Raw genomic sequence first — 23,211 nt, 5'->3', positions numbered from 1 at the left:
GGTTCTGCAGGCGGCCCCGCGGCCGCCGCAATGCGCTTACTGCAGGGCCTGGACGCCCGCCACGAGCCAGCCGCTGGTGCCGCTGGTGGGCTTGGTCATGTTCCAGACTTCGCGGAACGGGCCCGGGCCGGCCGAGGCATCTTCGCGGATCATGCCGGAGAACTCCACGCTCGCGAGGTAGGCATCGGCCAGTTCCTCGATGCCGAGCAGCTTGGCGTCGAGCATGACCACTTCGGTCTTGTTCGAGGCGCCGCCGGTGTGGCTTGCACGGTCGGCCAGCTGGCTGCGGATTTCCTCGACCATGTCGTCGGTCATCATCGAGCGCAGCATGCCGACGTCGGCGCGGTCCCATGCGTCCTGCAGCGTCACGAAGTTGCGCTTGGCGGCGCTCAGGAAGCCGTCCACGTCGAAGCCGGCCGGAATGCCCCACGACTGCGAGCCCGAGAGCGCCGAGCCGATCATGCTGCCGCCAGCCGCCGCACCGGCCGCGGACAGGCTGCTGCCATGCGCGGAGGAGCCGGCGTCGAAGGCGGTCGTGTTGCGCTCCCAGGGACGCGCCGACGCGTCGTTGCCGACATTGGCGGGGCTGTACTGCGCGGGCGCGCTGGCGTTGGCCGGATTGCCGGCGCCTTCGAATGCGAAGCCGCCGGGGCGGTTGGCACCCGACGATGCGGCCGATCGCGCCTTGAACATGCGCCAGACGAACAGCCCGGCCATCACGAGCAGGCCGATCAGGAGGATGTTCGCAAAGCCGGCACCCAGGCCGAGCGAGTGTGCGAGCCATGCGAGGCCCAGGCCGGCAGCGAGGCCGCCGAGCATGGCGCCCCACGGGCGCTTGGGCGCAGCGGCGGCGGGCGCGGGCGTTGCGGGTCTCGGCGCCGCATTGGTCGCGCTTTGCTGTGCGGGTGCGGTGGGCGCTGCGGATTCGCGCTGCGTCACGTTGGACGACTGGCGGCCGAACGACTTGCCGCCACCGATGCGAGCTGCGTCTGCCTGAACACTGACCAGGGCCAGCACGCAAGCCAGGAACAAAGAACTCAAACTTTTCATGTCGTCTCCTCTTTCGAGCGAAGAATTCGCTTCATCAACATTTGATTCCAACATGAAGGGCCACCACGCCCCCCGTCATGTTGTGATAGTCCACATGCCCGAAACCGCCCTCTTTCATGAGGGTCTTGAGTTCGTCCTGCGCGGGATGCATGCGGATCGATTCGGCCAGGTAGCGGTAGCTCGCGTCGTCGCCGGCCACCAGCTTGCCCAGGCGCGGCAGCACGTTGAACGAATACCAGTCGTAGGCCTTGGCCAGCGGCTTGGCGACCTTCGAGAACTCAAGCACCAGCAGCTTGCCGCGCGGCTTGAGCACGCGGTTCATTTCCTTCAGCGCAAGGTCCTTGTGCGTCATGTTGCGCAGGCCGAAGGCCACGGTCACGACGTCGAAGTGGTTGTCGGGGAAGGGCAGTTTCTCTGCGTCGCACACCAGCGTGGGGAGCGCCACGCCGGCATCGAGCAGGCGGTCGCGGCCGGTGCGCAGCATGGCTTCGTTGATGTCGGTGTGCACCACCTGGCCGCTGGCACCCACCTTCTTCGAGAAGGCCAGCGCGAGGTCGCCGGTGCCGCCCGCAATGTCGAGCACGCGCGAGCCCTCGCCCACGTTGGCCACCATCACGGTGTAGGCCTTCCAGGCGCGGTGCAGCCCCATCGACATCAGGTCGTTCATGAGGTCGTAACGCGTGGCGACGGAATCGAAGACGCCGCGGACACGTTGCGCTTTCTCGCTTTCGTCGACTTTCTCGAAGCCGAAGTGGGTGGTGCTCATGCGCCTGATATTAGGCCGGAAGCACACAGCTCAAGAAGGCGACCCTGCGGCGACGGCGGACATTTGTTGCTTTTTCTTGAAATCGCGGGCCGCGGCAAGGCGCGCCGCGCCTGCGTGCGGGGCTACTTTTTCAGGAGCGAACGGGGTCTGGCGGGTCAGTGGCTGCCGCAGGCGGAGCCGCCCTTGTCGATCATCGGCGCGTCGCGGTCGACGCCCGCGGCGGCAAGCCGGCGCTCGTATTCGGCCCAGAGCGCGGCCTGGTTGGCGCCGAGTTCGTACAGCAGGTTCCACGAGAAGATGCCGGTGTCGTGGCCGTCGCTGAAGACCGGCTGCACGGCGTAGTTGCCCACCGGCTTCAGGTCGACCAGCTCGACCTCGCGCTTGCCGGTCTGCAGCACTTCCTGGCCCGGGCCGTGGCCCTGCACCTCGGCCGATGGCGAATAGATGCGCATCAGCTCGAACGGAATGCGGAAGCTCGCGCCGTCCGAGAAGCCGACCTCGAGCACGCGCGACTGGCCATGCACGGTGATCGATTGCGGCGTTGGTGCGCCGGCTTGCAAACCTGCCATCAGAAGCTCCTTGTGCCCAGTCGGGCCATCATCTCACTCTCGAGCGCGGGCAGGCGCGCGGCCACGGCGGCCTGCTGGGCCGCATCGGCTTCGCGCTGCACCGGCGCCCACACGGAGCCCGGAAAATGCGTGTCGTCCGCAAAGCGCGCGATCACATGCCAATGCAGGTGCGGCACCATGTTGCCGAGCGCCGCAAGATTGATCTTGGCCGGCGACAGATGCTCGCGCAGGCACTGCTCGACCACTGTCACGGCCTCCATGCACAGCACGCGGTCGGCCGCGTCGAGGTCGGAAAACTCCGCCGCATGCTCGCGCCAGATCACGCGGTAGAAGGCCGGGAAGCCGGCCTCCTCGGCATGGATGACGCGAAGCTTCGCGCCCTCGAACACGATGCGGCCGCCGGGGCCTTCGCAGAAGGGACAGTTCTTCACCCTCATACGAGCACCCGCTCGATGCCGCCCTGGTTGGCCGCAGCGACGTATTCGGGCATCCAGTCCTTGCCGAGGATCTTGTTGGCCATTTCGACCACGATGTAGTCGGCCTCGAGCAGCCCGTTGTTCAGGTCGTTGCCATAGCGCGAGAGGCCCTGCAGGCAGCTCGGGCAGCTGGTGAGGATCTTGACGTTGTCCTTCTCGCCGACCTGGCCGTTCGCGCGCAACGCGGCCTCGCCCTTCTTGAGTTCTTCTTCCTTGCGGAAGCGGATCTGCGTCGAGATGTCGGGCCGCGAGACGCCCAGCGTGCCCGATTCGCCGCAGCAGCGGTCGTTCTTGAGCACGTTGTCGCCGACCAGCGCCTTCACGGTCTTCATCGGGTCCTGCAGCTTCATCGGGCTGTGACAGGGGTCGTGGTACAGGTAGCCACCGCCACTTGCGTCGGCGAGCGTGATGCCCTTTTCGAGCAAGTATTCATGGATGTCGATGATGCGGCAGCCCGGGAAGATCTTGTCGAACTGGTAGCCCTGCAGCTGGTCATAGCAGGTGCCGCAGCTCACCACCACCGTCTTGATGTCGAGGTAGTTGAGCGTGTTGGCCACGCGGTGGAACAGCACGCGGTTGTCGGTGATCATCTTCTCGGCCTTGTCGAACTGGCCGCTGCCGCGCTGCGGATAGCCGCAGCACAGGTAGCCGGGCGGCAGCACCGTCTGCACGCCCGCATGCCAGAGCATGGCCTGGGTGGCGAGGCCCACCTGCGAGAAGAGGCGCTCCGAGCCGCAGCCCGGAAAGTAGAAGACCGCCTCGGTCTCGGACGTGGTGGCCTTCGGGTCGCGGATGATCGGCACGTAGTCGGCATCCTCGATGTCGAGCAGCGCGCGCGCCGTCTGCTTGGGCAGGTTGCCCGGCATCTTCTTGTTGATGAAGTGGATCACCTGCTCCTTGACCGGCGCCGGGCCGAGCGTGGCGGGCGGCGCGGCCGTCTGCTTCCTGGCAAGCCCGCGCAGCAGGTCGTTGGCCAGGCGCTGCGCCTTGAAGCCGATGCCCACCATGCCGGCGCGCACCGCCTTGATGGTCTGCGGGTTGGTCGCGTTGAGGAAGAACATCGCGGCGGCGTTGCCGGGGCGGAAGCTCTTCTGCCCCATCTTGCGCAGCAGGTTGCGCATGTTCATCGACACGTCGCCGAAGTCGATCTTCACCGGGCAGGGCGTGAGGCACTTGTGGCAGACCGTGCAGTGGTCGGCCACGTCCTCGAATTCTTCCCAGTGCTTGATGCTGATGCCGCGCCGGGTCTGCTCTTCATACAGGAAGGCCTCCACCAGCAGCGAGGTTGCGAGGATCTTGTTGCGCGGGCTGTACAGCAGGTTGGCGCGCGGCACGTGGGTGGCGCACACCGGCTTGCACTTACCGCAGCGCAGGCAGTCCTTCACGCTGTCGGCAATCGCGCCGATGTCGCTCTGCTGCATGATGAGCGACTCGTGCCCCATGAGGCCGAAGCTCGGCGTGTAGGCGTTGGTCAGGTCGGCATGCGGCAGCGCGGCTTCGCCGGCGGGCGCGCGCAGCAGCTTGCCCTTGTTGAAGCGGCCCTCGGGATCGACGCGCTGCTTGTAGTCCATGAAGGGCTTCAGCTCTTCGTCGCTCAGGAATTCGAGCTTGGTGATGCCGATGCCGTGCTCGCCCGAGATCACGCCGTCGAGGCTGCGCGCCAGCGCCATGATGCGCACCACCGCAGCATGCGCGGTCTGCAGCATCTCGTAGTTGTCGCTGTTGACCGGGATGTTGGTGTGCACGTTGCCGTCGCCTGCGTGCATGTGCAGCGCCACCCACACACGGCCCTTGAGCACCTGCTGGTGGATGGCGGTGCACTCGGCCAGGATCGGCGTGAATTCGGCGCCCGAGAAGATTTCCTGCAGCGGCTGGCGCAGCTGGGTCTTCCAGCTGGCGCGCAGCGTGTGGTCCTGCAGCTGCGGGAACAGCGTGTCGACGTCGCGCAGCCATTCGGCCCAGAGCGCACGCACGCCCTGCACCAGCGCCACGGCCTGCGCCACCCGGTCTTCGAGCAGCTCGGCGGCCGGGATCTCGTGCGCGTCGTCGGTCTTGCCCAGCGGCAGGTTGCCGCGCAGCAGGAAGGCTTCGAGCGCGTCGGTGAGCGCGAGCTTGTTCTGCAGCGAGAGCTCGATGTTGATGCGCTCGATGCCGTCGCTGTACTCGGCCATGCGCGGCAGCGGAATGACCACGTCCTCGTTGATCTTGAAGGCGTTGGTGTGCTTGCTGATGGCCGCGGTGCGCTTGCGGTCGAGCCAGAATTTCTTGCGCGCCTCGGGGCTGATGGCGACGAAGCCTTCGCCGCTGCGCGAATTGGCGATGCGCACCACTTCGGAGGTGACGCGCGCCACCGCATCGGCGTCGTCGCCCGCGATGTCGCCGAACAGCACCATCTTGGGCAGGCCGCCATGCTTCTTCGACTTGGTGGCGTAGCCCACGGCCTTCAGGTAGCGGTCGTCCAGGTGCTCGAGGCCCGCGAGCAGCACGCCCGAGCGCTTCTGCTCGGCGAACATGAAGTCCTTGATCTCGACGATGCTGGGCACCGCGTCCTTCGCGTTGCCGAAGAATTCGAGGCACACGGTGCGGGTGTGCGCCGGCATGCGGTGCACCACCCAGCGGCAGCTGGTGATGAGGCCGTCGCAGCCCTCTTTCTGGATGCCGGGCAGGCCCGAAAGGAACTTGTCGGTCACGTCCTTGCCGAGGCCTTCCTTGCGGAAGGTGCGGCCGGGAATGTCGAGGCGCTCGGTGCGCAATTTCGTCTTGCCGTCGGCGGCGTAGTACTGCAGTTCGAACTCGGCGCTCTCGGCGTCGTGGATCTTGCCGAGGTTGTGGCCGATGCGCGTGACTTCGAGCCATTCGGCCTGCGGCGTGACCATGCGCCACGACGCGAGATTGTCGAGCGCCGTGCCCCAGAGCACGGCTTTCTTGCCGCCCGCGTTCATGGCCACGTTGCCGCCCACGCACGAGGCCTCGGCGGAAGTGGGGTCGACCGCGAACACGTAGCCGGCGCGCTCGGCGGCGTCGGCCACGCGCTGGGTGACGACGCCGGCTTCGGTCCAGATGGTGGGCACGGGGTTGTCGAGGCCGGGCAGCGGAACCAGCTCGACCTCGGTCATGGCCTCGAGCTTCTCGGTGTTGATGACCACGCTCTTCCAGGTGAGCGGAATGGCGCCGCCGGTGTAGCCGGTGCCGCCGCCGCGCGGGATGATGGTCAGGCCCAGCTCGATGCAGCCCTTGACGAGCAGGGCCATCTCGGCCTCGGTGTCGGGGCAGAGCACCACGAAGGGATATTCGACGCGCCAGTCGGTGGCGTCGGTGACGTGCGAGACGCGCGAGAGGCCGTCGAACTTGATGTTGTCCTTGGCCGTGAGGCGACCCAGTACGCGCGTGGCCTTGCGGCGCAGGGCGGCCACGTCGCGAAAGGCGGTGTCGAAGGCCGCGACGGCCTGGCCGACAAGGCCCGTGAGTTCGCCCACGAGCTGGTCGCGCGGCAGGTCGCTGTCGGGGGTGCGGCGCTTCTGGACTTCGGCCAGGCGGTGCCTGAGCGCATCGACCAGCTGGCCGCGGCGGCGCGGGTTGTCGAGCAGGTCGTCGACGAGGTAGGGGTTGCGCTGGACCACCCAGATGTCGCCGAGCACTTCGTAGAGCATGCGCGCCGACCGGCCGGTGCGGCGCTCGGCGCGCAGGGTCTGGAGCAGTTCCCAGCCGCGCTCGCCCAGCAGGCGGATCACGATCTCTCGATCGGAAAAGCTGGTGTAGTTATAGGGGATCTCGCGCAGTCGTACAGGCTCTGCGGCCTGCGACAACAGCGTGGTCAACGCGGTCGGAGCATTCATCGGGGGTGGCACCTCGGCCAGGCGCTGCGCGCCCATCTAGCCGGGGGTGGGATTTTAGGGCAGGGGCGGGGGGCCTGCCTTGCGCCTTCGCTGTTCCCCTATTGGGAGGCGCCCGGCAGGCGGTGCCGTGGTGTGGATGCCGCTGCCCTCACCCCGGCCCTCTCCCGGAGGGAGAGGGAGCAAGACGGAGGCGCTTGGTTCAGGGTTCAGAACAGCACGCGGCTGCGGATCGTGCCGTTCACCTTGGCCAGCTTTTCCAGCGCCAGGTCGGAATACGCGGCGTCGATGTCCATCACCACGTAGCCGATCTTCTCGTTGGTCTGCAGGAACTGCGAGGAGATGTTGATGTTGTTGTCCGAGAAGATCTTGTTGATCTCCGACAGCACGCCGGGCACGTTGCGGTGGATGTGCAGCAGCCGGTGCTTGCCGGGGTGGGCCGGCAGCGCCACCTCGGGAAAGTTGACCGACGAGGTCGAGGTGCCGTTGTCGCTGTACTTCACCAGCTTTTCCGCCACCTCCAGGCCGATGTTGGCCTGCGCCTCCATGGTCGAGCCGCCGATGTGGGGCGTGAGGATCACGTTGTCCAGCCCGCGCAGCGGCGACTGGAACTCGTCCTTGTTGCTGCGCGGCTCGACCGGGAACACGTCGATCGCGGCGCCCAGCAGCTTCTTCTGCTTCAGCGCCTCGGCCAGCGGCTCGATCCGCACGACCGTGCCGCGCGAGGCGTTGATCAGGATGGCGCCCGGCTTCATGGCGGCGATTTCGGCCGTATCGATCATCCATTGGGTGGCCTGCGTCTCGGGCACGTGCAGGGTCACGATGTCGCTCTGGGCCAGCAACTGGTGCAGTTCGCGCACCTGGTGCGCATTACCCAGGGGCAGCTTGGTCACCACGTCGTAGAAGGCGACCTTCATGCCCAGCGCCTCGGCCAGCACCGACAGCTGGGCGCCGATGGAGCCGTAGCCCACGATGCCCAGCGTCTTGCCGCGGATCTCGAAGGCGTTCTCGGCCGACTTGAGCCAGCCGCCGCGGTGGGCGACCGCGCTCTTCTCGGGCACGCCGCGCAACAGCAGGATGGCTTCGGCCAGCACCAGCTCGGCCACCGAGCGGGTGTTGGAATACGGGGCGTTGAACACCGCCACGCCGTGCTCGCGCGCGGCTTCCAGGTCGACCTGGTTGGTGCCGATGCAGAAGCACCCCGCCGCCACCAGCTTGTGGGCGGCCGCGAAGACCTCGGCCGTGAGCTGCGTGCGCGAGCGGATGCCCAGGAAGTGGACGTCGGCGATCTTGGCTTTGAGCTCCGCATCGGGCAGCGCACCCGGCAGCGACTCGATGTTGGTGTAGCCCGCGGCGCGCAGGACCTCCACCGCCGAAGGATGGATGCCCTCGAGCAGAAGGAACTTGATCCGGCTTTTTTCGAGGGAGGTTTTGCTGCTCATGGCGTACTCGCGGAAGCCCCGGCCGCGGCAACAGGCTAGGCCGAAAAAGGGGAGGTCGATGCTAGCATGCTGCGCCGCAGCATGAGGGCGCGCACGCCGTGGGAAGCCCTGCGCCAAAGGGGTTTTCCCGATTGGAAATTAACAACACTCCGTGCGCAAATGTGACGCGGCCATGTCATCCACGTGGCCTAGCATCCGCGCTTTCATTTTCCCATCAGGAGTCTTCATGCGATTCAAGACGCTCGCGCTGGCATCGGCGCTGGCCGCCACCACGCTGTTCAATGTGGCACATGCCCAGACTGAGATCCAGTGGTGGCATTCGATGAGCGGTCCGCTCGGCGAGTGGGTCAACGACCTCGCCAAGCAATACAACGCCAGTCAGAAGGACTTCAAGGTCGTGCCGACCTACAAGGGCCAGTATGACGAATCGATGACCGCCGCCATCGCGGCCTTCCGCGCAGGTAATGCGCCGGACATCCTGCAGGTGTTCGAAGTGGGCACCGCCACCATGATGGCTTCCAAGGGCGCCATCAAGCCGGTGGGCGAGGTGATGACCTCGGGCGGTGCCAAGTTCGACCCCAGTGTGTACGTGCCCGCCGTGTCCGGCTACTACACCGCGCCGAACGGCCAGATGCTGAGCTTCCCGTTCAACAGCTCGACGACCATCTTCTACTACAACAAGGATGCCTTCAAGGCGGCCGGCCTCGATCCGGAGAAGGCTCCCACCACCTGGCCCGAGGTGATCGCCGCAGCCGACAAGCTCAAGGCCAGCGGCCACAAGTGCCCCTTCACCACGAGCTGGATGAGCTGGACCCAGCTCGAAAGCTTCTCGGCCTGGCACAACACCCTGTATGCCACGCAGAACAACGGCTTTGGCGGCACCTCGGCACGCCTGGCCTTCAATTCGCCGCTGCAGGTGCGCCATTTCGAGAACCTGGCCAAGATGTCGAAGGACGGCACCTTCGTCTACAAGGGCCGCAACAACACGGCCGACGCCGCCTTCCCCTCGGGCGAATGCGCAATGATGACCGGCTCGTCGGGCCTGTACGCACGCGTGGCCAAGGACGCCAAGTTCAAGTACGGCATCTCCACCATGCCCTACTACCCCGACGTGAAGGGCGCCCCGCAAAACACCGTGATCGGCGGCGCCAGCCTGTGGGTCATGTCCGGCAAGCCGGCCGACCACTACAAGGGCGTGGCCAGCTTCTTCACCTTCCTGTCCGACACCAAGGTGCAATCCGAAAGCCACAAGCGCACCGGCTACCTGCCCATCACCACGGCGGCCTACAAGCTGACCGATGCTTCGGGCTTCTACAAGGAAAACCCGGGCACCGACGTGGCAGTGACGCAAATGATCCGCAAGACCACCGACAAGTCGCGCGGCGTGCGCCTGGGCAGCTTCGTGCAGATCCGCACCATCATCGACGAGGAGACCGAGCAGATCTGGAGCGGCAAGAAGACCGCCAAGGAGGCACTCGACGCCGCCGTCAAGCGCGGCGACGAGCAACTCGAGCGCTTCCAGAAGGCAAACAAGGGCTGAGCCGGGTGTGAGGCGCCGGCATCTGCGGCGCCTCACCCACTACACTCGCAACCCGCCGCGCCCACCGCAGGGCCGGTGGGTTCTTCTTTTTCCGAGCCAATGTTCTAACTTCCATGGAAAAACGCGTCCTCTTTCGATCTGCCTGGCTGCCCTGGCTGCTGATCGCGCCGCAGATGGCGGTGATCCTGGTGTTCTTCTTCTGGCCGGCGAGCCAGGCCATCTGGCAATCCATGCAGACGGAGGACGCCTTCGGCACATCCTCCGTCTTCGTCGGCCTGGAGAACTTCCAGACCTTGTTCGACGACCCGGCCTACATCGAGTCCTTCAAGGTCACGGCGCTCTTTTCTGTTCTGGTGGCTGGCAGCGGTATTGCACTGTCATTGATGCTGGCCATCTTCGCCGACCGCATCCTGCGCGGGAGCCTGGTCTACAAGACCTTCCTGATCATCCCCTACGCCGTGGCGCCGGCCATCGCGGGCGTGCTGTGGGTTTTCATGTTCTCGCCCAGCATCGGCGTGGTGTCGTACTTTCTGCACTACATGGGCATGGACTGGAACCACCTGCTCAACTCCAACCACGCCCTCGCGCTGATCGTGGTGGCTGCCGTCTGGAAGCAGATTTCCTACAACTTCCTGTTCTTCCTGGCGGGCCTGCAGTCCATTCCCAAATCGCTGATCGAGGCCGCCGCCATCGACGGCGCCGGGCCGCTGCGGCGCTTTCTCACGATCCAGTTCCCGCTGCTGTCGCCCACCACCTTCTTCCTGCTGGTGATCAACGTGGTGTACGCCTTCTTCGACACCTTCGCGATCGTGCATGCGACCACCGAAGGCGGGCCGGGGCGCGACACCGCCATCCTGGTCTACAAGGTCTGGCACGACGGCTTCAAGGCGCTGGACCTGGGCGGCTCGGCTGCGCAGTCGGTGGTGCTGATGATGATCGTTGTCGTGCTGACCGTGATCCAGTTCCGCTACGTCGAAAAGAAGGTCCAGTACTGATGACCGCCTATTCCTCCGCCTCTTCCCTCGCCCTTTCCCTGAGGCCTCACCATGGTTGAACGCCGCCCCGGCCTCACGGTCCTGTCGCATGCGGTGCTGCTCCTGGGCATTGCCATCGTGGCCTTCCCCATCTACCTGGCTTTCATCGCGTCCACCCATACCCGCGACGCGATCCTGCGGGTGCCCATGCCGCTCCTGCCGGGCGGCCACATGTTCGAGAACTACAGCTCCGCCCTGCTCGGCGCCGACACCCAGGGCGCGCGCGTGGTGGTGGGGCGGATGATGTGGATCAGCCTGGTCACGGCACTGGTCATCAGCCTTGGCAAGATCGCAATCTCGCTGCTGTCGGCCTTCGCGATCGTGTACTTCCGCTTTCCGTTCAAGAAGATCGTCTTCTGGATGATCTTCGTGACCCTGATGCTGCCGGTCGAGGTGCGCATCCTGCCAACCTACAAGGTGCTGGCCGACCTCCACATGCTCAACACCTATGCGGGGTTGACGGTACCGCTGATTGCCTCGGCCACTGCCACCTTCCTGTTCCGGCAGTTCTTCCTGAGCGTGCCCGATGAACTGGTGGAAGCAGCCCGCATGGACGGCGCGGGGCCGATGCGCTTCTTCAAGGACATCCTGGTGCCGCTGTCCCAGACATCGATCGCGGCACTGTTCGTGATCCAGTTCATCTACGGCTGGAACCAGTACCTGTGGCCGCTGCTGGCCACCACCAGCGAGGACATGTATCCGGTGGTGATCGGCATCAAGCGAATGATCGCCTCGGGCGACGCCGCAGTGGACTGGAACCTGGTGATGGCCACGGCCATCCTCGCGCTGGTGCCACCGGCCATCGTGGTGGTGGTGATGCAGCGCTGGTTCGTCAAGGGCCTCGTGGACACCGAGAAGTAACCGACAAAGAAGCAAACGACACAATGACTGCCATTTCTCTTCGCAACGTCATCAAGCGCTACGGCCACGGTGCCAAGGCCAACCAGGTCATCCACGGCGTCTCGGCCGATGTCAAGGAAGGCGAGTTCGTCGTCATCGTCGGCCCCTCCGGCTGCGGCAAGTCCACCCTGCTGCGCATGGTGGCCGGCCTGGAGGAAATCTCGGCCGGCGAAATCTCCATTGGCGGGCGCGTGGTGAACCAGCTCGAACCCTCCGAGCGGGACATCGCCATGGTGTTCCAGAACTACGCGCTCTATCCGCACATGAGCGTGTTCAAGAACATGGCCTATGGCCTGAAGATCGCCAAGGTGCCGGAGCCCGAGATCAAGACCCGCGTCGACAAGGCGGCCAAGATCCTGGAGCTGGGCCACCTGCTCGAGCGCAAGCCGCGCGAGCTCTCGGGCGGGCAGCGCCAGCGCGTGGCCATGGGCCGCGCCATCGTGCGCCAGCCGCAGGTGTTCCTGTTCGACGAGCCGCTGTCCAACCTGGACGCCAAGCTGCGCGCGCAGACCCGCATCGAGATCCAGAAGCTGCACCGCGAGCTCGGCATCACCTCGCTGTTTGTCACGCACGACCAGGTCGAGGCCATGACGCTGGCGCAGCGCATCATCGTGATGAACGGCGGCGTGATGGACCAGTTCGCGACGCCCGAAGAGGTCTACAACCGGCCCGCCACCACCTTCGTTGCCAGCTTCATCGGCTCGCCGCCGATGAACCTGCTGCAGCACGCCCCCGGCGTGCGGCCCGGCCAGATCCTGGGCATCCGCCCGGAGCACCTGACGCTGGACGAAAGCGGCTGGTCGGTGCAGGTGGAGTCGGTCGAACTGCTGGGCGCCGAGCGGCTGGTGTACGGCCGCATCGGCGAGGAGCAGATCATCATGCGCACCGACGAAAGCGATCATCCGCCGGTCGCGGGCGACACCGTGAAGATCGCGGCGCGCGAGGACAAGCTGCACTGGTTCGATGCCGGCTCCGGCAAGCGGGCCGACTGACGATGCCGGCACGGATGAAGCCCTGGCCCTATCCGCGCTGGATCGCGCACCGCGGCGCCGGCAAGCTGGCGCCCGAGAACACGCTGGCGGCCTTCCGCCTTGGCGCGGCGCACGGCTACCGCATGTTCGAGTGCGATGCGAAGCTCAGCGCCGACGGCGTGGCCTTTCTGATGCACGACGCCACGCTCGACCGCACCACCAACGGCCGCGGCACCGGCGGTGCGCAGCCCTGGAGCGCGCTGGCTCAGCTCGACGCCGGCGGCTGGCATTCGCGCGCCTTCGCGGGCGAGCCGCTTGCCACGCTCGAGAACCTCGCGCGCTTCTGCCTGGCCAACGGCCACCTGCTCAACATCGAGATCAAGCCCACCCCGGGCACCGAACGCGAAACCGGCGAAGCGGTGGCGCGGCTCGCGGCCCGGCTGTGGCAGGGCGCGGCCATACCGCCGCTGCTCACCTCGTTCCAGATGGAATCGCTCGCGGGCGCCAGGGCGGTGCAGCCCGAGCTGCCGCGCGGGCTGCTGCTCGACACGCTGCGGGACGGCTGGCTGGCCGCGGCCACCGGCCTGGACTGCGCCGCGGTGGTCTGCAACCACGCGCTCTGGGACGCCGCCACGGTGGCGCAGGTGCAAGGCGCGGGCATGCGCGCGCTGAGCTACACCGTGAATGACGAATGGGCCGCCGAGCGGCTCGTCGAGCTGGGCACCGACGGCATCATCACCGACCGGGTCGACCTGTTCAGCCCGGCCGGTTGACCGCTTCCCGCCGGCGCGGCCCGGCAGACACACGCTGTCACGCCCCGCGCCGCGGGCCGCAAATGGCGCCTTCTATGATGGCAGCCATGCGTTCGATCCCCCGCCTGATTGCCTTTTGCCTGGCCGCCCTGCTGCTGCTGATGTGCGGCGCCGCAACGGCCCAGCCGGGCACCAGCGGCGTCGGCGGCAGCACCGCGGCTGCCGCGGCCCCGGCGCCCGAACCCACGGTGGCCGAGCTGCGCGAGCAGTTCAACAAGATCAGCACCGATGCCGATTCCACCGGGGACCTGCGCCAACTGCTCGCGCAGATCAGCGACATCGGCACGCAGGCCGACAAGTTCGTTGCCGCGCGCACCGGCGAGCTGGCCGACCTGAACGCCCGCCTCGGCGAACTCGGCAATCCGCCGGCCGCGGGCGCGACCGAAGACCCCGACATCACGCGCCAGCGCGCCCGCCTCACGAAGGAGCGCAACGCGCTGGACGCCGACATCCGGCTCGCACGGCTGCTGGCCATCGACGTGCGGCAGCGCGCGGCCGAACTGGTGACCCAGCGCCGCGCGCTGTTCGAGGCGCAGATCACCGAGCGCGCGCCCTCGCCGCTCACCGGCGAGTTCTGGGGCGATCTGCAGGACGCCTGGCCGAGCGACCTGGCGCGCCTGAAGGCCATGGCCTCCGACCTGCGCGACGGGTTCTCGCAGGCCATGCAGCAAGGCCCCCGCATGGCGGTGCTCTGGGCGCTGATCCTGGCAGTGCTGCTCGCGGTGCTCGGCAACTGGGTGGCCGAGCACCTGCTGACGCGGATCGCCGCGCGGCTGCTGCCGGCGGGCCGGCTGCGGCGTTCGCTGCTGGTGATTGCCATCGTCGCGAGCCACGTGGTGCTGGTGGCCGTGGCGGCGCACGGCTTCGTGTGGGTGCTCGAGGAATACGCCACCTGGGAGCCGCAGGCGCGCAAGGCGATGCGCTCGATGGCGCAGGCGCTGGTGTTCATGGCCTTCGTCATCGGGCTGGGCCGCGGGCTGCTGGCCACCAGCCGCCCATCGTGGCGGCTGCCGCCGATTCCCGACGCCATGGCCACCCGCCTGGCGCCGCTGCCTTGGCTGGTTGCGGCGGTGGCGGCGCTGGCCTGGGCGCCGGTGGAGATCAACGCGCTGGTGGAAGCCAGCTTTGCGGCCGTGGTGGCCACGCACGTGCTCACGGCGCTGGTGCTCACCGCGCTCGTGGGCGCGGTGCTCCATCGCCTGCGGCCAATGCGCGCCGATACGCCGGACGCCGATCCGCCCGAGCGCCCGATGTGGGTGGGCCTGCTGGTGGCCTGCATCGGCGTGCTGATGGTGGCCATCTGGGTGCTGGTGGCGGTGGGCTACGTGGCGCTCGCGAGCTTCCTGGCCTCGCAGCTCACCTGGAGCGGCATCGTCGCGGCCGCCTTCTACGTGCTGTTCAAGTTTGCCGACGACGTGTTCATGGCCGGCGTGTCGTCGCGCAGCACCTTCGGCCAGCGCCTGCAGAAGAGCTTCGGCCTGGCGCCGCAGACGCTCGACCAGGCGGCCACCGTGCTCTCGGGCCTGAGCCGGGTGGCGCTGTTCTTCTACATGCTGATCGCGCTCGCGGCGCCGCTGGGCACCGGGCCCAGCGAAGTGTTCCAGCGCAGCGGCAAATTCGGCACCGGCGTGAAGGTGGGCGAGTTCCAGCTGGTGCCGGGCGCCATCCTGAGCGCCGTGGCGGTGGCGGTGATCGGTTTCATCGTGCTCAGGGTGTTCAAGCGCTGGCTCGCGCGCAGCTACCTGCCCAGCACGCAGTTCGAGCCGGGCATGCAGAGCTCGATCACCACGCTGCTGGGCTACGTGGGCGGCATCCTGGTGATCGCGTTCTCGCTGTCGGCGCTGGGCATCGGCATCGAGCGCATCGCGTGGGTGGCCAGCGCGCTGTCGGTGGGCATCGGCTTCGGCCTGCAGGCCATCGTGCAGAACTTCATCTCGGGCCTCATCCTGCTGGCCGAGCAGCCGGTGAAGGTGGGCGACTGGGTGGTGCTGGGCACCACCGAGGGCGACGTGCGGCGCATCAACGTGCGGGCCACGGAGATCCAACTCGGCGACCGCTCGACGGTGATCGTGCCGAACTCCGAGTTCATCACGAAGACCGTGCGCAACATGACGCTGACCAACGCGGAGGGCCGGGTGCTGATCCGCCTGCCGATGCCGCTGACCACCCACGCGCAGCGCGTGCGCGAACTCATCCTGGACGCCTGCCGCGCACACGAGAGCGTGCTGGAAACGCCGGCGCCTTCGCTCACGCTCGAAGGCATCGAGGGCGGGCTGCTGATCTTCCAGGCCATTGCCTATGTGCCGAGCCCGCGGCTGGCAGGCAGCGTGCGCAGCGACCTGCTGTTCACCATCCTGGAGCGCCTGGATGCGGAGCAGCTGCCGCTGGTGCCGTATGCGGCGCCGCCTGCGCCCGCGCCAGTGCCTGCGTCCGCACCCGCGCCGGATGCCGCGGACGGCGCCGGCCCGGCCGCCACCCCCGCCGCCTAGGCGCCGCACCGATCGTCCAAGCAGCGGGCGAATGCCCGCGCTGATCGATCAATTGTCCGGAGGCTCCCAAACCAACAATCAGCCATGAGCAGGCGTGCTGACGCCAACGCTCGCCCGGAGCATCAATGGCTGAAGAAAGCGACCTCGAAAAAACCGAACCCGCCTCACCGCAGCGCCTCGAAAAGGCCCGCGAGCAAGGGGACGTGGCGCGGTCGCGCGAATTGGCGACCTTCGTGCTGCTGGGCACCGCCGTGGCCGGCCTGTGGCTCACGGCCGATTCGCTCGGCGCCACCCTGCGCGGCGCACTGGCCCAGGGCCTGCACTTCGACCGGGCCGCGGCGTTCGACCCTTCCCACATGCTGGCGCGTGCCGGGCTCATGGGCCAGCAGGCGCTGCTCGCGCTCGTGCCGCTGTTCGGCATGATGCTGGTGGCGGCCGTGGCGGCGCCGCTGATGCTCGGCGGCTGGCTGCTCTCGGCCAAGGCCCTGGCGCCCAAGTTCAGCAAGCTCGACCCGGTGGCCGGCGTGGGCCGCATGTTTTCGGCGCAGGCGCTGTCGGAGCTGTTCAAGGCGCTGGCCAAGTCGCTGCTGATCGGCGGCGTGGCCTGGCTGGTGATCATGGGCAACGTGGACGAGGTCTCCGCGCTGATGGCGCAATCGGAGCGCGCCGCGCTGCCGCAGATGATCGTGCTGGTGGCGCACAACTGCGCGCTGATCGCCTCCGCGCTGTTCCTGGTGGCGCTGGTCGACGTTCCCTACCAGCTGTGGAGCTACCACCGCAAGCTGCGCATGTCGCGCGAAGACCTGCGCCAGGAACACAAGGAGAGCGAGGGCGATCCGCACATCAAGGCGCAGATCCGCCGCCAGCAGCAGCAGATGGCGCGCCGGCGGATGATGTCCGAGGTGCCCAAGGCCGACATCGTGGTGACCAACCCCACGCACTTTGCGGTGGCGCTCAAGTATGTGGACCACGACATGCGCGCGCCGCGCGTGGTGGCCAAGGGCAGCGACCTGATGGCCGCGCGCATCCGCGAGATCGCGCGCGAGAACAACGTGGCGGTCCTGGAGGCGCCGCCGCTCACGCGTGCGCTCTTCAAGCACACCCGGCTCGGCGACGAGATCCCGGCCGGCCTCTACACCGCGGTGGCCGAGGTGCTGGCCTGGGTCTACCAGCTCAAGCGCTGGCAAAGCGAAGGCGGCGAAGCGCCGCGCACGCCGGCCGACCTGCCGATTCCTGAATCGCTCGAATACTCACCGAAGGCCGCCGCATGAACGCCATGGCCACCCTCACGCGCCTGCAGTCGCAACTGTTCTCCGGCAGCCAGTGGAAGGGCCTTGCCGGCCCCATCCTGATCGTGCTGATCCTGAGCATGATGGTGCTGCCGCTGCCGCCCTTCCTGCTCGACCTGCTGTTCACCTTCAACATCGCGATGTCGGTGATGGTGCTGCTGGTGAGCATGTACACCATGAAGGCGCTGGACTTCGCGGCCTTTCCGGCCGTGCTGCTTTTCTCCACGCTGCTGCGCCTGTCGCTCAACGTGGCCTCCACGCGCGTGGTGCTGATGCACGGCCACACCGGGCCGGACGCGGCGGGCAAGGTGATCGAGGCCTTCGGCCACTTCCTGGTGGGCGGCAACTTTGCCGTGGGCGTGATGGTGTTCATCATCCTGGTGCTGATCAACTTCATGGTGATCACCAAGGGCGCGGGACGCATCGCCGAGGTCGGCGCGCGCTTCATGCTCGACGCGATGCCGGGCAAGCAGATGGCGATCGACGCCGACCTGAACGCCGGCCTGATCGGCGAGGAGGTGGCGCGCAAGCGCCGCCAGGAAGTCGCGCAGGAAGCCGACTTCTACGGCTCGATGGACGGCGCCAGCAAGTTCGTGCGCGGCGACGCGATTGCCGGCCTGCTGATCATGGTGATCAACATCATCGGCGGCCTGGTGGTGGGCATGCTGCAGCACGGGCTGGACTTCGGCACCGCGGGCACGACCTACACGCTGCTGGCCATCGGCGACGGCCTGGTGGCGCAGATTCCGGCGCTGGTGATCTCGACCGCCGCGGGCGTGATCGTCTCGCGCGTCACCACCGACGAAGACGTGGGCCGGCAGCTGACCGGCCAGCTGTTCTCCAACCCGCAGGTGCTGTTTCTCACGGCCGGCCTGATCGGCCTGATGGGGATGATCCCCGGCATGCCGAACCTGGCCTTCCTGCTGATTGCGGGCAGCCTCGCGTGGCTCGGCCGGCGCATGCTGAAGCGCGCGCCGCAGGCCGCTGCCGAACAGGCCGCCGCAGCCCAGGCCGCGGCCATGCCGTCGGCCGAGGCGCCCGAGGCGACCTGGGACGACGTGGCGCTGGTCGACCCGCTCGGCATGGAGGTCGGCTACCGGCTGATCCCGCTGGTGGACCAGACCCAGAACGGCGAGCTGCTGGGCCGCATCAAGAGCATCCGCAAGAAGGTGGCCCAGGAGATCGGTTTCCTGGCGCCGGTGGTGCACATCCGCGACAACCTGGAGATCCCGCCCAACACCTACGTGATCAGCCTGAAGGGCGTGGAGATCGGCCGCGGCGAGGCCTTCCCCAACCAGTGGATGGCCATCAACCCCGGCCAGGTGAGCGGCACCCTGCCCGGCACGCCGACGCAGGACCCGGCCTTCCACCTGCCCGCGGTGTGGATCGACGCCAGCCTGCGCCAGGAAGCGCAGGTGCTCGGCTACACGGTGGTCGATGCCTGCACGGTGATGGCCACGCACCTGAACCACCTGATCCAGACCCACGCCGCCGAGCTGCTCGGCCGCCAGGAAGTGCAGCAGCTGCTCGACCAGATCGGCAAGACCGCGCCCAAGCTCACCGAGGATCTGGTGCCCAAGGTCATCTCGCTGAGCACGCTGCACAAGGTGCTGCAGAACCTGCTCGACGAAGAGGTGCCGATCCGCGACATGCGCACCATCCTCGACGTGATGGCCGAGCATGCGCCCACCGTCAAGGACGCGGCCGAGCTCACCTCGCTCACGCGCCTGGCGCTCGGCCGCGCGATCACGCAGCAGCTGTTCCCGGGCGATTCCGAGCTGCAGGTGATCGGCCTGGACAGCGCGCTCGACAGCGTGCTGCAGCAGGCGCTCACCAACAACAACGGCATCGAGCCGGGTCTTGCCAACAGCCTCATGCAGCAGACCCGCGCCGCCATCGCGCGCCAGGAGCAGCTGGGCCTGGCGCCGGTGCTGGTCGTCCAGCATTCGCTGCGCGTGCTGCTCTCGCGCTTCCTGCGCCGCAGCTTCCGCCAGCTCAAGGTTCTCTCGCATGCAGAGATTCCTGACACCCGCAACATCAAGATCACCGCCACCATCGGAGGAAGAGTTTGAACATCCCGACAGACGTCCGCACCAGCGCGCGCAAGTTCGTCGCGCCCACCAGCCGGGAAGCACTGCGCCTGGCGCGCCAGGCGCTCGGCGACGAAGCCATCGTGTTGACCAACCGCGTGACCGCCGAAGGCGTGGAGATCGTGGCCATGGTGCAGGAGGACGTGGAAGGCGTGCGTGCGAGCGCCGCTGCCGCGCCGCCGGCACCCCAGCCATTGCCGGCAGCCATGGCGGCTCCTGCGCCCACCATTGCCTCCATCGCAGCGCCTGCCGCTGTCCCCGCGCCCCTGGCCGCGGACAGCGTGCTCGGCGAACTCCATTCGATGCGCTGCATGATCGAGGAGCAACTGGCCGGCGTGGCCTGGAACGAGAAGCAGCGGCGCGACCCGATGCGCGGGCGCCTGTTGCGCACGCTGCTGGGCGCCGGCTTCAGCGCCCGCCTCTCCAAGGCCATGCTGGAGCACCTGCCCACGGGCCAGAGCTACGCGCAGGGCATGGCCTTCGTGCGCTCCGAACTGATCCGCACGCTGCCGGTGCACGAGGACGAGGACGCGCTGCTGGCGCAGGGCGGCGTCTATGCGCTGATGGGCCCCACCGGCGTCGGCAAGACCACCACCACGGCCAAGCTCGCGGCGCGCTGCGTGATGCGCTTCGGCGCCGACAAGCTCGCGCTGGTCACCACCGACAGCTACCGCATCGGCGCCTACGAGCAGCTGCGCATCTACGGCCAGATCCTCAACGTGCCGGTCTACGCCGTGAAGGACGCGGCCGACCTGCACCTGGTGCTGCAGGACCTGCAGGGCAAGCACATGGTGCTGATCGACACCGTCGGCATGAGCCAGCGCGACCGCGCCGTGTCCGACCAGATCGCCATGCTCTGCAACAGCCAGCGGCCCGTGAAGCGGCTGCTGCTGCTCAATGCCACGAGCCACGGCGACACGCTCAACGAGGTGGTGCATGCCTACCGCCACGGCAGCGGCAGCGATCTCGCGGGCTGCATCTTCACCAAGGTCGACGAGGCCACGCACCCCGGCGCGCTGATCGACACCGTGATCCGCCACCGCCTGCCGGTGCACTACGTCTCGAGCGGCCAGAAGGTGCCCGAGAACCTGATGCGCGCCGACCGCGCCCAACTGGTGGACAGCGCGTTCCAGGCCAACAGCCGCAGCGCGCTGTTCGTGCCCGGCGAAGGCGACCTGCAGGACGGATCGGCAAATGCCGAGGCTTCCGCGGCCCACGCAGAGGCCGAACGCCAGCGGCTGCAGTACCGGCAGCTGATCCGCGCCATGGCGCACGACGCGCAGGAAGTGGCCGCCGCGGCGTCGGCACTCGCGGCCGCGCCGCTGGGCTTCGAGCAGGCGCGCGCGCTCTGGCGGATGGCCGCCGACGAGGACGTCGGCCACAAGGCGGTGCTGCAGGCGCTCATGGCGCATGCCGCGAGCGAGATTGCCGCAAGCTGCGACACCCACGTGCTGGCGCTCAGCGGCCAGGTCGGCCTCAAGTCCGACGAAGGCGGCGACGCCTACCAGTGCCAGGGCAGCCTGCTCCTGTCCGACCGCGGCGGACAGCCGCTCGCGGCGCCCAACCAGTGGCTTTCCACCGCCGCGACCCGCAGCGCCACCGACCCCACGCGCAAGCCCGGCGTGCGGCAGGTGCAGTGGCTGCGCCAGCAGGACTTCGGCAAGGCCGTGGTGCACATGCTGCCGCGGCTGCCCGCGGCCGAGCTCATGCTGCAGTGGCAGGTGCAGCGCCAGCAATGGATGGCGCGCGCGCCGGGCTCCACGGCCGTGACCGATCCGCGCACCGGCGAATACGCCACGCTGACCGGCCTGGACTTCAATTTTGGCGAGGCGCGCGTCGTGGTCTTCAAGGGCCGGGCCGCGCTGCAATCGGTGGCCGAGGCCCGCGTCACGCTGCGCACCGACGGCGGCCTGCCCGGCCTGCGCTGCATTGCCACGCGCCTGACCGATGCGCGCAGCCACAAGGTGCTGGCGCAGAGCTATGCGCTCACCAACATCGGCCGCGACATCGGGCCGCAGCAACTCGCGCAATGGCAAAGCTGGGCCGCCGAGGCCGAGCCCTGCCTGCGCCTGCTGCGCCAGGGCCTCTCGGTGCTGGGCGGGCTTGGCGAGGCGGGCGATCCGCACATGATGAAGCGTCTGCTCATCGCCGGCCAGGTGACCACCACCGTCTGGCGCCTGCAGCAGGCTGGCGGCGACTGGGCCGGCCGCACCCGCGCGCTGCTGTCGCAGCTGACCGGCCGGCCCGCGCGGCCCGGCCGCCCCGTGTCGGGCAACGTGCTGTATGCCGGCGTGGGCAAGCTGTTCTTCCTGCTGGAGGCGCTGGACACGTGAGCAAGCTGGTGTCGGATCAAGCCGATGGGCTGCGGCGGCTGCTTGCGCAGTCGTCGGCGCGCATCATCGCGATCGCAAGCATGGGCAACCGCCCCGGCGCCACCACGGCGGCCATGAACCTGGGCGCCGCGCTGGCCCACATGGGCAAGGACGTGCTGCTGCTCGACGAGCACGGGCCAGGGCCGGATACGGCGTGCGCCGCATGGGCCGCCGACCCGCTTGGAACGCTGGCCGACGTCGCCTCGCAGCGGCTGACCTGCGAGGGCGCCGCCGCGCGCACCGAGTGCGGCGTGCACGTGCTGCCGGCACCGCTCGGCGGCCAACCCGACCACACCGACCCGCGCCTGATGTGGGACGGCAGCATGATCCTGGTCGACGCGGCGCTCGACGCCGTCGGCAACCTGTCGCCGCTCGCGCGGCTGGCGGACGAGCTGGTGGTGGTGCTGCAGCCCCACCCGGCCTCCATCACCGCCACCTATTCGGGCATCAAGCGGCTGCACTACGCGCACGCGCTCAGGCAGCTTCGCCTGCTGGTCAATGGCGTGGCCGACCCCGAGGCCGCGCGCCAGACCATGGCCAACCTGGTCGACACCGGCAGCCGCTACCTCGCGGTCTCCATACAGCCGGCCGGCTGGGTCCGCGCCGACCCGCACATGGCCGATGCCAGGCGCCTCGCCCGCACCGCGGTGGAGGCCTTCCCGGCCAGCCCGGCGGCGGTCGATTTCCGCGTCATTGCCGCCGCGGTCGCGCAGTGGCCCTGGCGTCCGGCCGTGCGGCCGCAGGACACCCGGACCGCGCTCTGGCGGCCCGAGGCGTTGGCATCGGAGCCCGTGGCGGCACAAGAGCAAGAGACGGAAGACGAAAGGGACGGCCGTGTACACCGCGCAGGGAACCTTTGAGAAGTCCCACCTGCTGAAGCAGCACCAGCCGATGGTGCGCCGCATGGCGCTCCAGATGCTGGCCAAGCTGCCCGCCAGCGTGGAGCTCGACGACCTGATCCAGGCCGGCATGATCGGCCTGCTCGACGCTTCCACGCGCTACCAGGACAACCGCGGCGCGCAGTTCGAGACCTTCGCCAGCCAGCGCATCCGCGGCGCCATGCTCGATGAACTGCGCGCGAGCGACTGGGGCTCGCGCGGCCTGCGCCAGTCGGCGCGCAAGGTCGAACAGGCCATCCAGGCGCTGGAGCACCGGCTCGGCCGCTCCGCCAGCGAAGGAGAGATCGCCCGGGAACTGAAGATGGAGCTGGACGACTACCAGTCGCTGCTGCAGGACATCCAGGGCTGCCAGCTGCTCTACGTGGAAGACTTCGCACAGGACGGCGAATCAGAAAACCCCTGGCTCGAACGGCAGGCGCACAACGACGCCCGGCTCGGCGGCGACGATCCGCTCGCGCAGCTGCTCGAAGCGGGTTTCCGCCATGAGCTCGTCGATGCGATTGCCGCGCTGCCCGAACGCGACCAGCTGCTGCTGAACCTGTACTACGAGGAAGAGCTGAACCTGCGAGAGATCGGCGCGATCCTGGAAGTGACCCAGTCGCGCGTGTGCCAGCTGCACAGCCAGGCGATCAGCAGGTTGCGGGCGAAGTTGAAGGATTCGCTTTAGGGGTTGTGATGG

At 68.0% G+C, this 23,211-nt stretch carries 17 protein-coding genes; 11 read left to right on the top strand and 6 right to left on the bottom strand.

The window, feature by feature from the left end:
• Positions 1-36: 36 nt before the first annotated feature.
• From VPA02S_RS22645 to serA, 6 genes are all read right to left on the bottom strand, one after another.
• Positions 37-1,050 carry a Tim44 domain-containing protein gene (locus VPA02S_RS22645; protein ID WP_062365679.1) on the bottom strand — a complete coding sequence of 338 codons (1,014 nt, stop codon included), beginning with the start codon at positions 1,048-1,050 and terminating at the stop codon, positions 37-39.
• Positions 1,051-1,084: 34 nt separating this feature from the next.
• Positions 1,085-1,816: a bifunctional demethylmenaquinone methyltransferase/2-methoxy-6-polyprenyl-1,4-benzoquinol methylase UbiE gene (ubiE, locus tag VPA02S_RS22640; protein WP_015866903.1), complete on the bottom strand. Its 732-nt coding sequence runs from the start codon at positions 1,814-1,816 to the stop codon at positions 1,085-1,087.
• A gap of 155 nt (positions 1,817-1,971) precedes the next feature.
• Positions 1,972-2,385 (bottom strand): gamma-butyrobetaine hydroxylase family protein, encoded by a 414-nt coding sequence (locus VPA02S_RS22635; RefSeq protein ID WP_015866904.1) that lies wholly within the window; start codon positions 2,383-2,385, stop codon positions 1,972-1,974.
• On the bottom strand, positions 2,385-2,822 hold the full coding sequence (locus VPA02S_RS22630) for an HIT family protein (RefSeq protein ID WP_062365678.1): 438 nt from the start codon (positions 2,820-2,822) through the stop codon (positions 2,385-2,387). Before VPA02S_RS22630 ends, VPA02S_RS22635 begins: the two co-directional genes overlap by 1 nt.
• A complete protein-coding gene (locus tag VPA02S_RS22625; RefSeq protein WP_062366029.1) occupies positions 2,819-6,697 on the bottom strand; it encodes a DUF3683 domain-containing protein in 3,879 nt (1,292 codons plus the stop codon). The genes VPA02S_RS22630 and VPA02S_RS22625 overlap by 4 nt, the downstream gene beginning before the upstream one ends.
• A gap of 206 nt (positions 6,698-6,903) precedes the next feature.
• Positions 6,904-8,136 (bottom strand): phosphoglycerate dehydrogenase, encoded by a 1,233-nt coding sequence (serA, locus tag VPA02S_RS22620; RefSeq protein ID WP_015866907.1) that lies wholly within the window; start codon positions 8,134-8,136, stop codon positions 6,904-6,906.
• Positions 8,137-8,362: 226 nt separating this feature from the next.
• On the opposite strand from serA, the gene ugpB reads away from it, so the two are divergent.
• The 11 genes from ugpB to VPA02S_RS22565 all read left to right on the top strand — a co-directional run bounded on the left by ugpB (position 8,363) and on the right by VPA02S_RS22565 (position 23,199).
• Complete coding sequence (gene ugpB / locus VPA02S_RS22615; RefSeq protein WP_018906402.1) at positions 8,363-9,676, top strand: sn-glycerol-3-phosphate ABC transporter substrate-binding protein UgpB; 1,314 nt, start codon at positions 8,363-8,365, stop codon at positions 9,674-9,676.
• A 113-nt stretch (positions 9,677-9,789) separates the two neighbouring features.
• Positions 9,790-10,671 carry a sn-glycerol-3-phosphate ABC transporter permease UgpA gene (ugpA, locus tag VPA02S_RS22610; RefSeq protein WP_018906401.1) on the top strand — a complete coding sequence of 294 codons (882 nt, stop codon included), beginning with the start codon at positions 9,790-9,792 and terminating at the stop codon, positions 10,669-10,671.
• Positions 10,672-10,722: 51 nt separating this feature from the next.
• Complete coding sequence (ugpE, locus tag VPA02S_RS22605) at positions 10,723-11,571, top strand: sn-glycerol-3-phosphate ABC transporter permease UgpE (RefSeq protein WP_018906400.1); 849 nt, start codon at positions 10,723-10,725, stop codon at positions 11,569-11,571.
• Between the two features lie 23 nt (positions 11,572-11,594).
• Complete coding sequence (gene ugpC, locus VPA02S_RS22600; RefSeq protein WP_018906399.1) at positions 11,595-12,602, top strand: sn-glycerol-3-phosphate ABC transporter ATP-binding protein UgpC; 1,008 nt, start codon at positions 11,595-11,597, stop codon at positions 12,600-12,602.
• A 2-nt stretch (positions 12,603-12,604) separates the two neighbouring features.
• Positions 12,605-13,354 carry a glycerophosphodiester phosphodiesterase gene (gene ugpQ / locus VPA02S_RS22595; RefSeq protein WP_062365677.1) on the top strand — a complete coding sequence of 250 codons (750 nt, stop codon included), beginning with the start codon at positions 12,605-12,607 and terminating at the stop codon, positions 13,352-13,354.
• Between the two features lie 74 nt (positions 13,355-13,428).
• Positions 13,429-15,882 carry a DUF3772 domain-containing protein gene (locus tag VPA02S_RS22590; protein ID WP_062365676.1) on the top strand — a complete coding sequence of 818 codons (2,454 nt, stop codon included), beginning with the start codon at positions 13,429-13,431 and terminating at the stop codon, positions 15,880-15,882.
• A gap of 125 nt (positions 15,883-16,007) precedes the next feature.
• Positions 16,008-17,153, top strand: a complete 1,146-nt coding sequence (gene flhB / locus VPA02S_RS22585) for a flagellar biosynthesis protein FlhB (protein ID WP_062365675.1) — start codon at positions 16,008-16,010, stop codon at positions 17,151-17,153.
• Positions 17,150-19,243, top strand: a complete 2,094-nt coding sequence (flhA, locus tag VPA02S_RS22580; RefSeq protein WP_062365674.1) for a flagellar biosynthesis protein FlhA — start codon at positions 17,150-17,152, stop codon at positions 19,241-19,243. Before flhB ends, flhA begins: the two co-directional genes overlap by 4 nt.
• Positions 19,240-21,594, top strand: a complete 2,355-nt coding sequence (gene flhF, locus VPA02S_RS22575; protein WP_062365672.1) for a flagellar biosynthesis GTPase FlhF — start codon at positions 19,240-19,242, stop codon at positions 21,592-21,594. The genes flhA and flhF overlap by 4 nt, the downstream gene beginning before the upstream one ends.
• Complete coding sequence (locus tag VPA02S_RS22570; RefSeq protein ID WP_062365671.1) at positions 21,591-22,493, top strand: MinD/ParA family ATP-binding protein; 903 nt, start codon at positions 21,591-21,593, stop codon at positions 22,491-22,493. The genes flhF and VPA02S_RS22570 overlap by 4 nt, the downstream gene beginning before the upstream one ends.
• Positions 22,468-23,199, top strand: a complete 732-nt coding sequence (locus VPA02S_RS22565; protein ID WP_081247619.1) for an RNA polymerase sigma factor FliA — start codon at positions 22,468-22,470, stop codon at positions 23,197-23,199. Before VPA02S_RS22570 ends, VPA02S_RS22565 begins: the two co-directional genes overlap by 26 nt.
• Positions 23,200-23,211 lie beyond the last annotated feature (12 nt).

It is taken from the genome of Variovorax paradoxus NBRC 15149 (assembly GCF_001591365.1).
GTDB classification, from domain to species: Bacteria; Pseudomonadota; Gammaproteobacteria; order Burkholderiales; family Burkholderiaceae_C; genus Variovorax; species Variovorax paradoxus.
This window is presented reverse-complemented; position numbering and strand designations above follow the sequence as displayed.

Coding starts and splice junctions, on each gene's coding strand:
- ugpC (WP_018906399.1), top strand. CDS start 11,595: ATGACTGCCATTTCTCTTCGCAACGTCATCAAGCGCTACGGCCACGGT.
- ugpQ (WP_062365677.1), top strand. CDS start 12,605: ATGCCGGCACGGATGAAGCCCTGGCCCTATCCGCGCTGGATCGCGCAC.
- VPA02S_RS22645 (WP_062365679.1), bottom strand. CDS start 1,050: ATGAAAAGTTTGAGTTCTTTGTTCCTGGCTTGCGTGCTGGCCCTGGTC.
- VPA02S_RS22630 (WP_062365678.1), bottom strand. CDS start 2,822: ATGAGGGTGAAGAACTGTCCCTTCTGCGAAGGCCCCGGCGGCCGCATC.
- ugpE (WP_018906400.1), top strand. CDS start 10,723: ATGGTTGAACGCCGCCCCGGCCTCACGGTCCTGTCGCATGCGGTGCTG.
- flhA (WP_062365674.1), top strand. CDS start 17,150: ATGAACGCCATGGCCACCCTCACGCGCCTGCAGTCGCAACTGTTCTCC.
- ugpB (WP_018906402.1), top strand. CDS start 8,363: ATGCGATTCAAGACGCTCGCGCTGGCATCGGCGCTGGCCGCCACCACG.
- ubiE (WP_015866903.1), bottom strand. CDS start 1,816: ATGAGCACCACCCACTTCGGCTTCGAGAAAGTCGACGAAAGCGAGAAA.
- VPA02S_RS22625 (WP_062366029.1), bottom strand. CDS start 6,697: ATGAATGCTCCGACCGCGTTGACCACGCTGTTGTCGCAGGCCGCAGAG.
- VPA02S_RS22635 (WP_015866904.1), bottom strand. CDS start 2,385: ATGGCAGGTTTGCAAGCCGGCGCACCAACGCCGCAATCGATCACCGTG.
- flhB (WP_062365675.1), top strand. CDS start 16,008: ATGGCTGAAGAAAGCGACCTCGAAAAAACCGAACCCGCCTCACCGCAG.
- ugpA (WP_018906401.1), top strand. CDS start 9,790: ATGGAAAAACGCGTCCTCTTTCGATCTGCCTGGCTGCCCTGGCTGCTG.
- VPA02S_RS22590 (WP_062365676.1), top strand. CDS start 13,429: ATGATGGCAGCCATGCGTTCGATCCCCCGCCTGATTGCCTTTTGCCTG.
- serA (WP_015866907.1), bottom strand. CDS start 8,136: ATGAGCAGCAAAACCTCCCTCGAAAAAAGCCGGATCAAGTTCCTTCTG.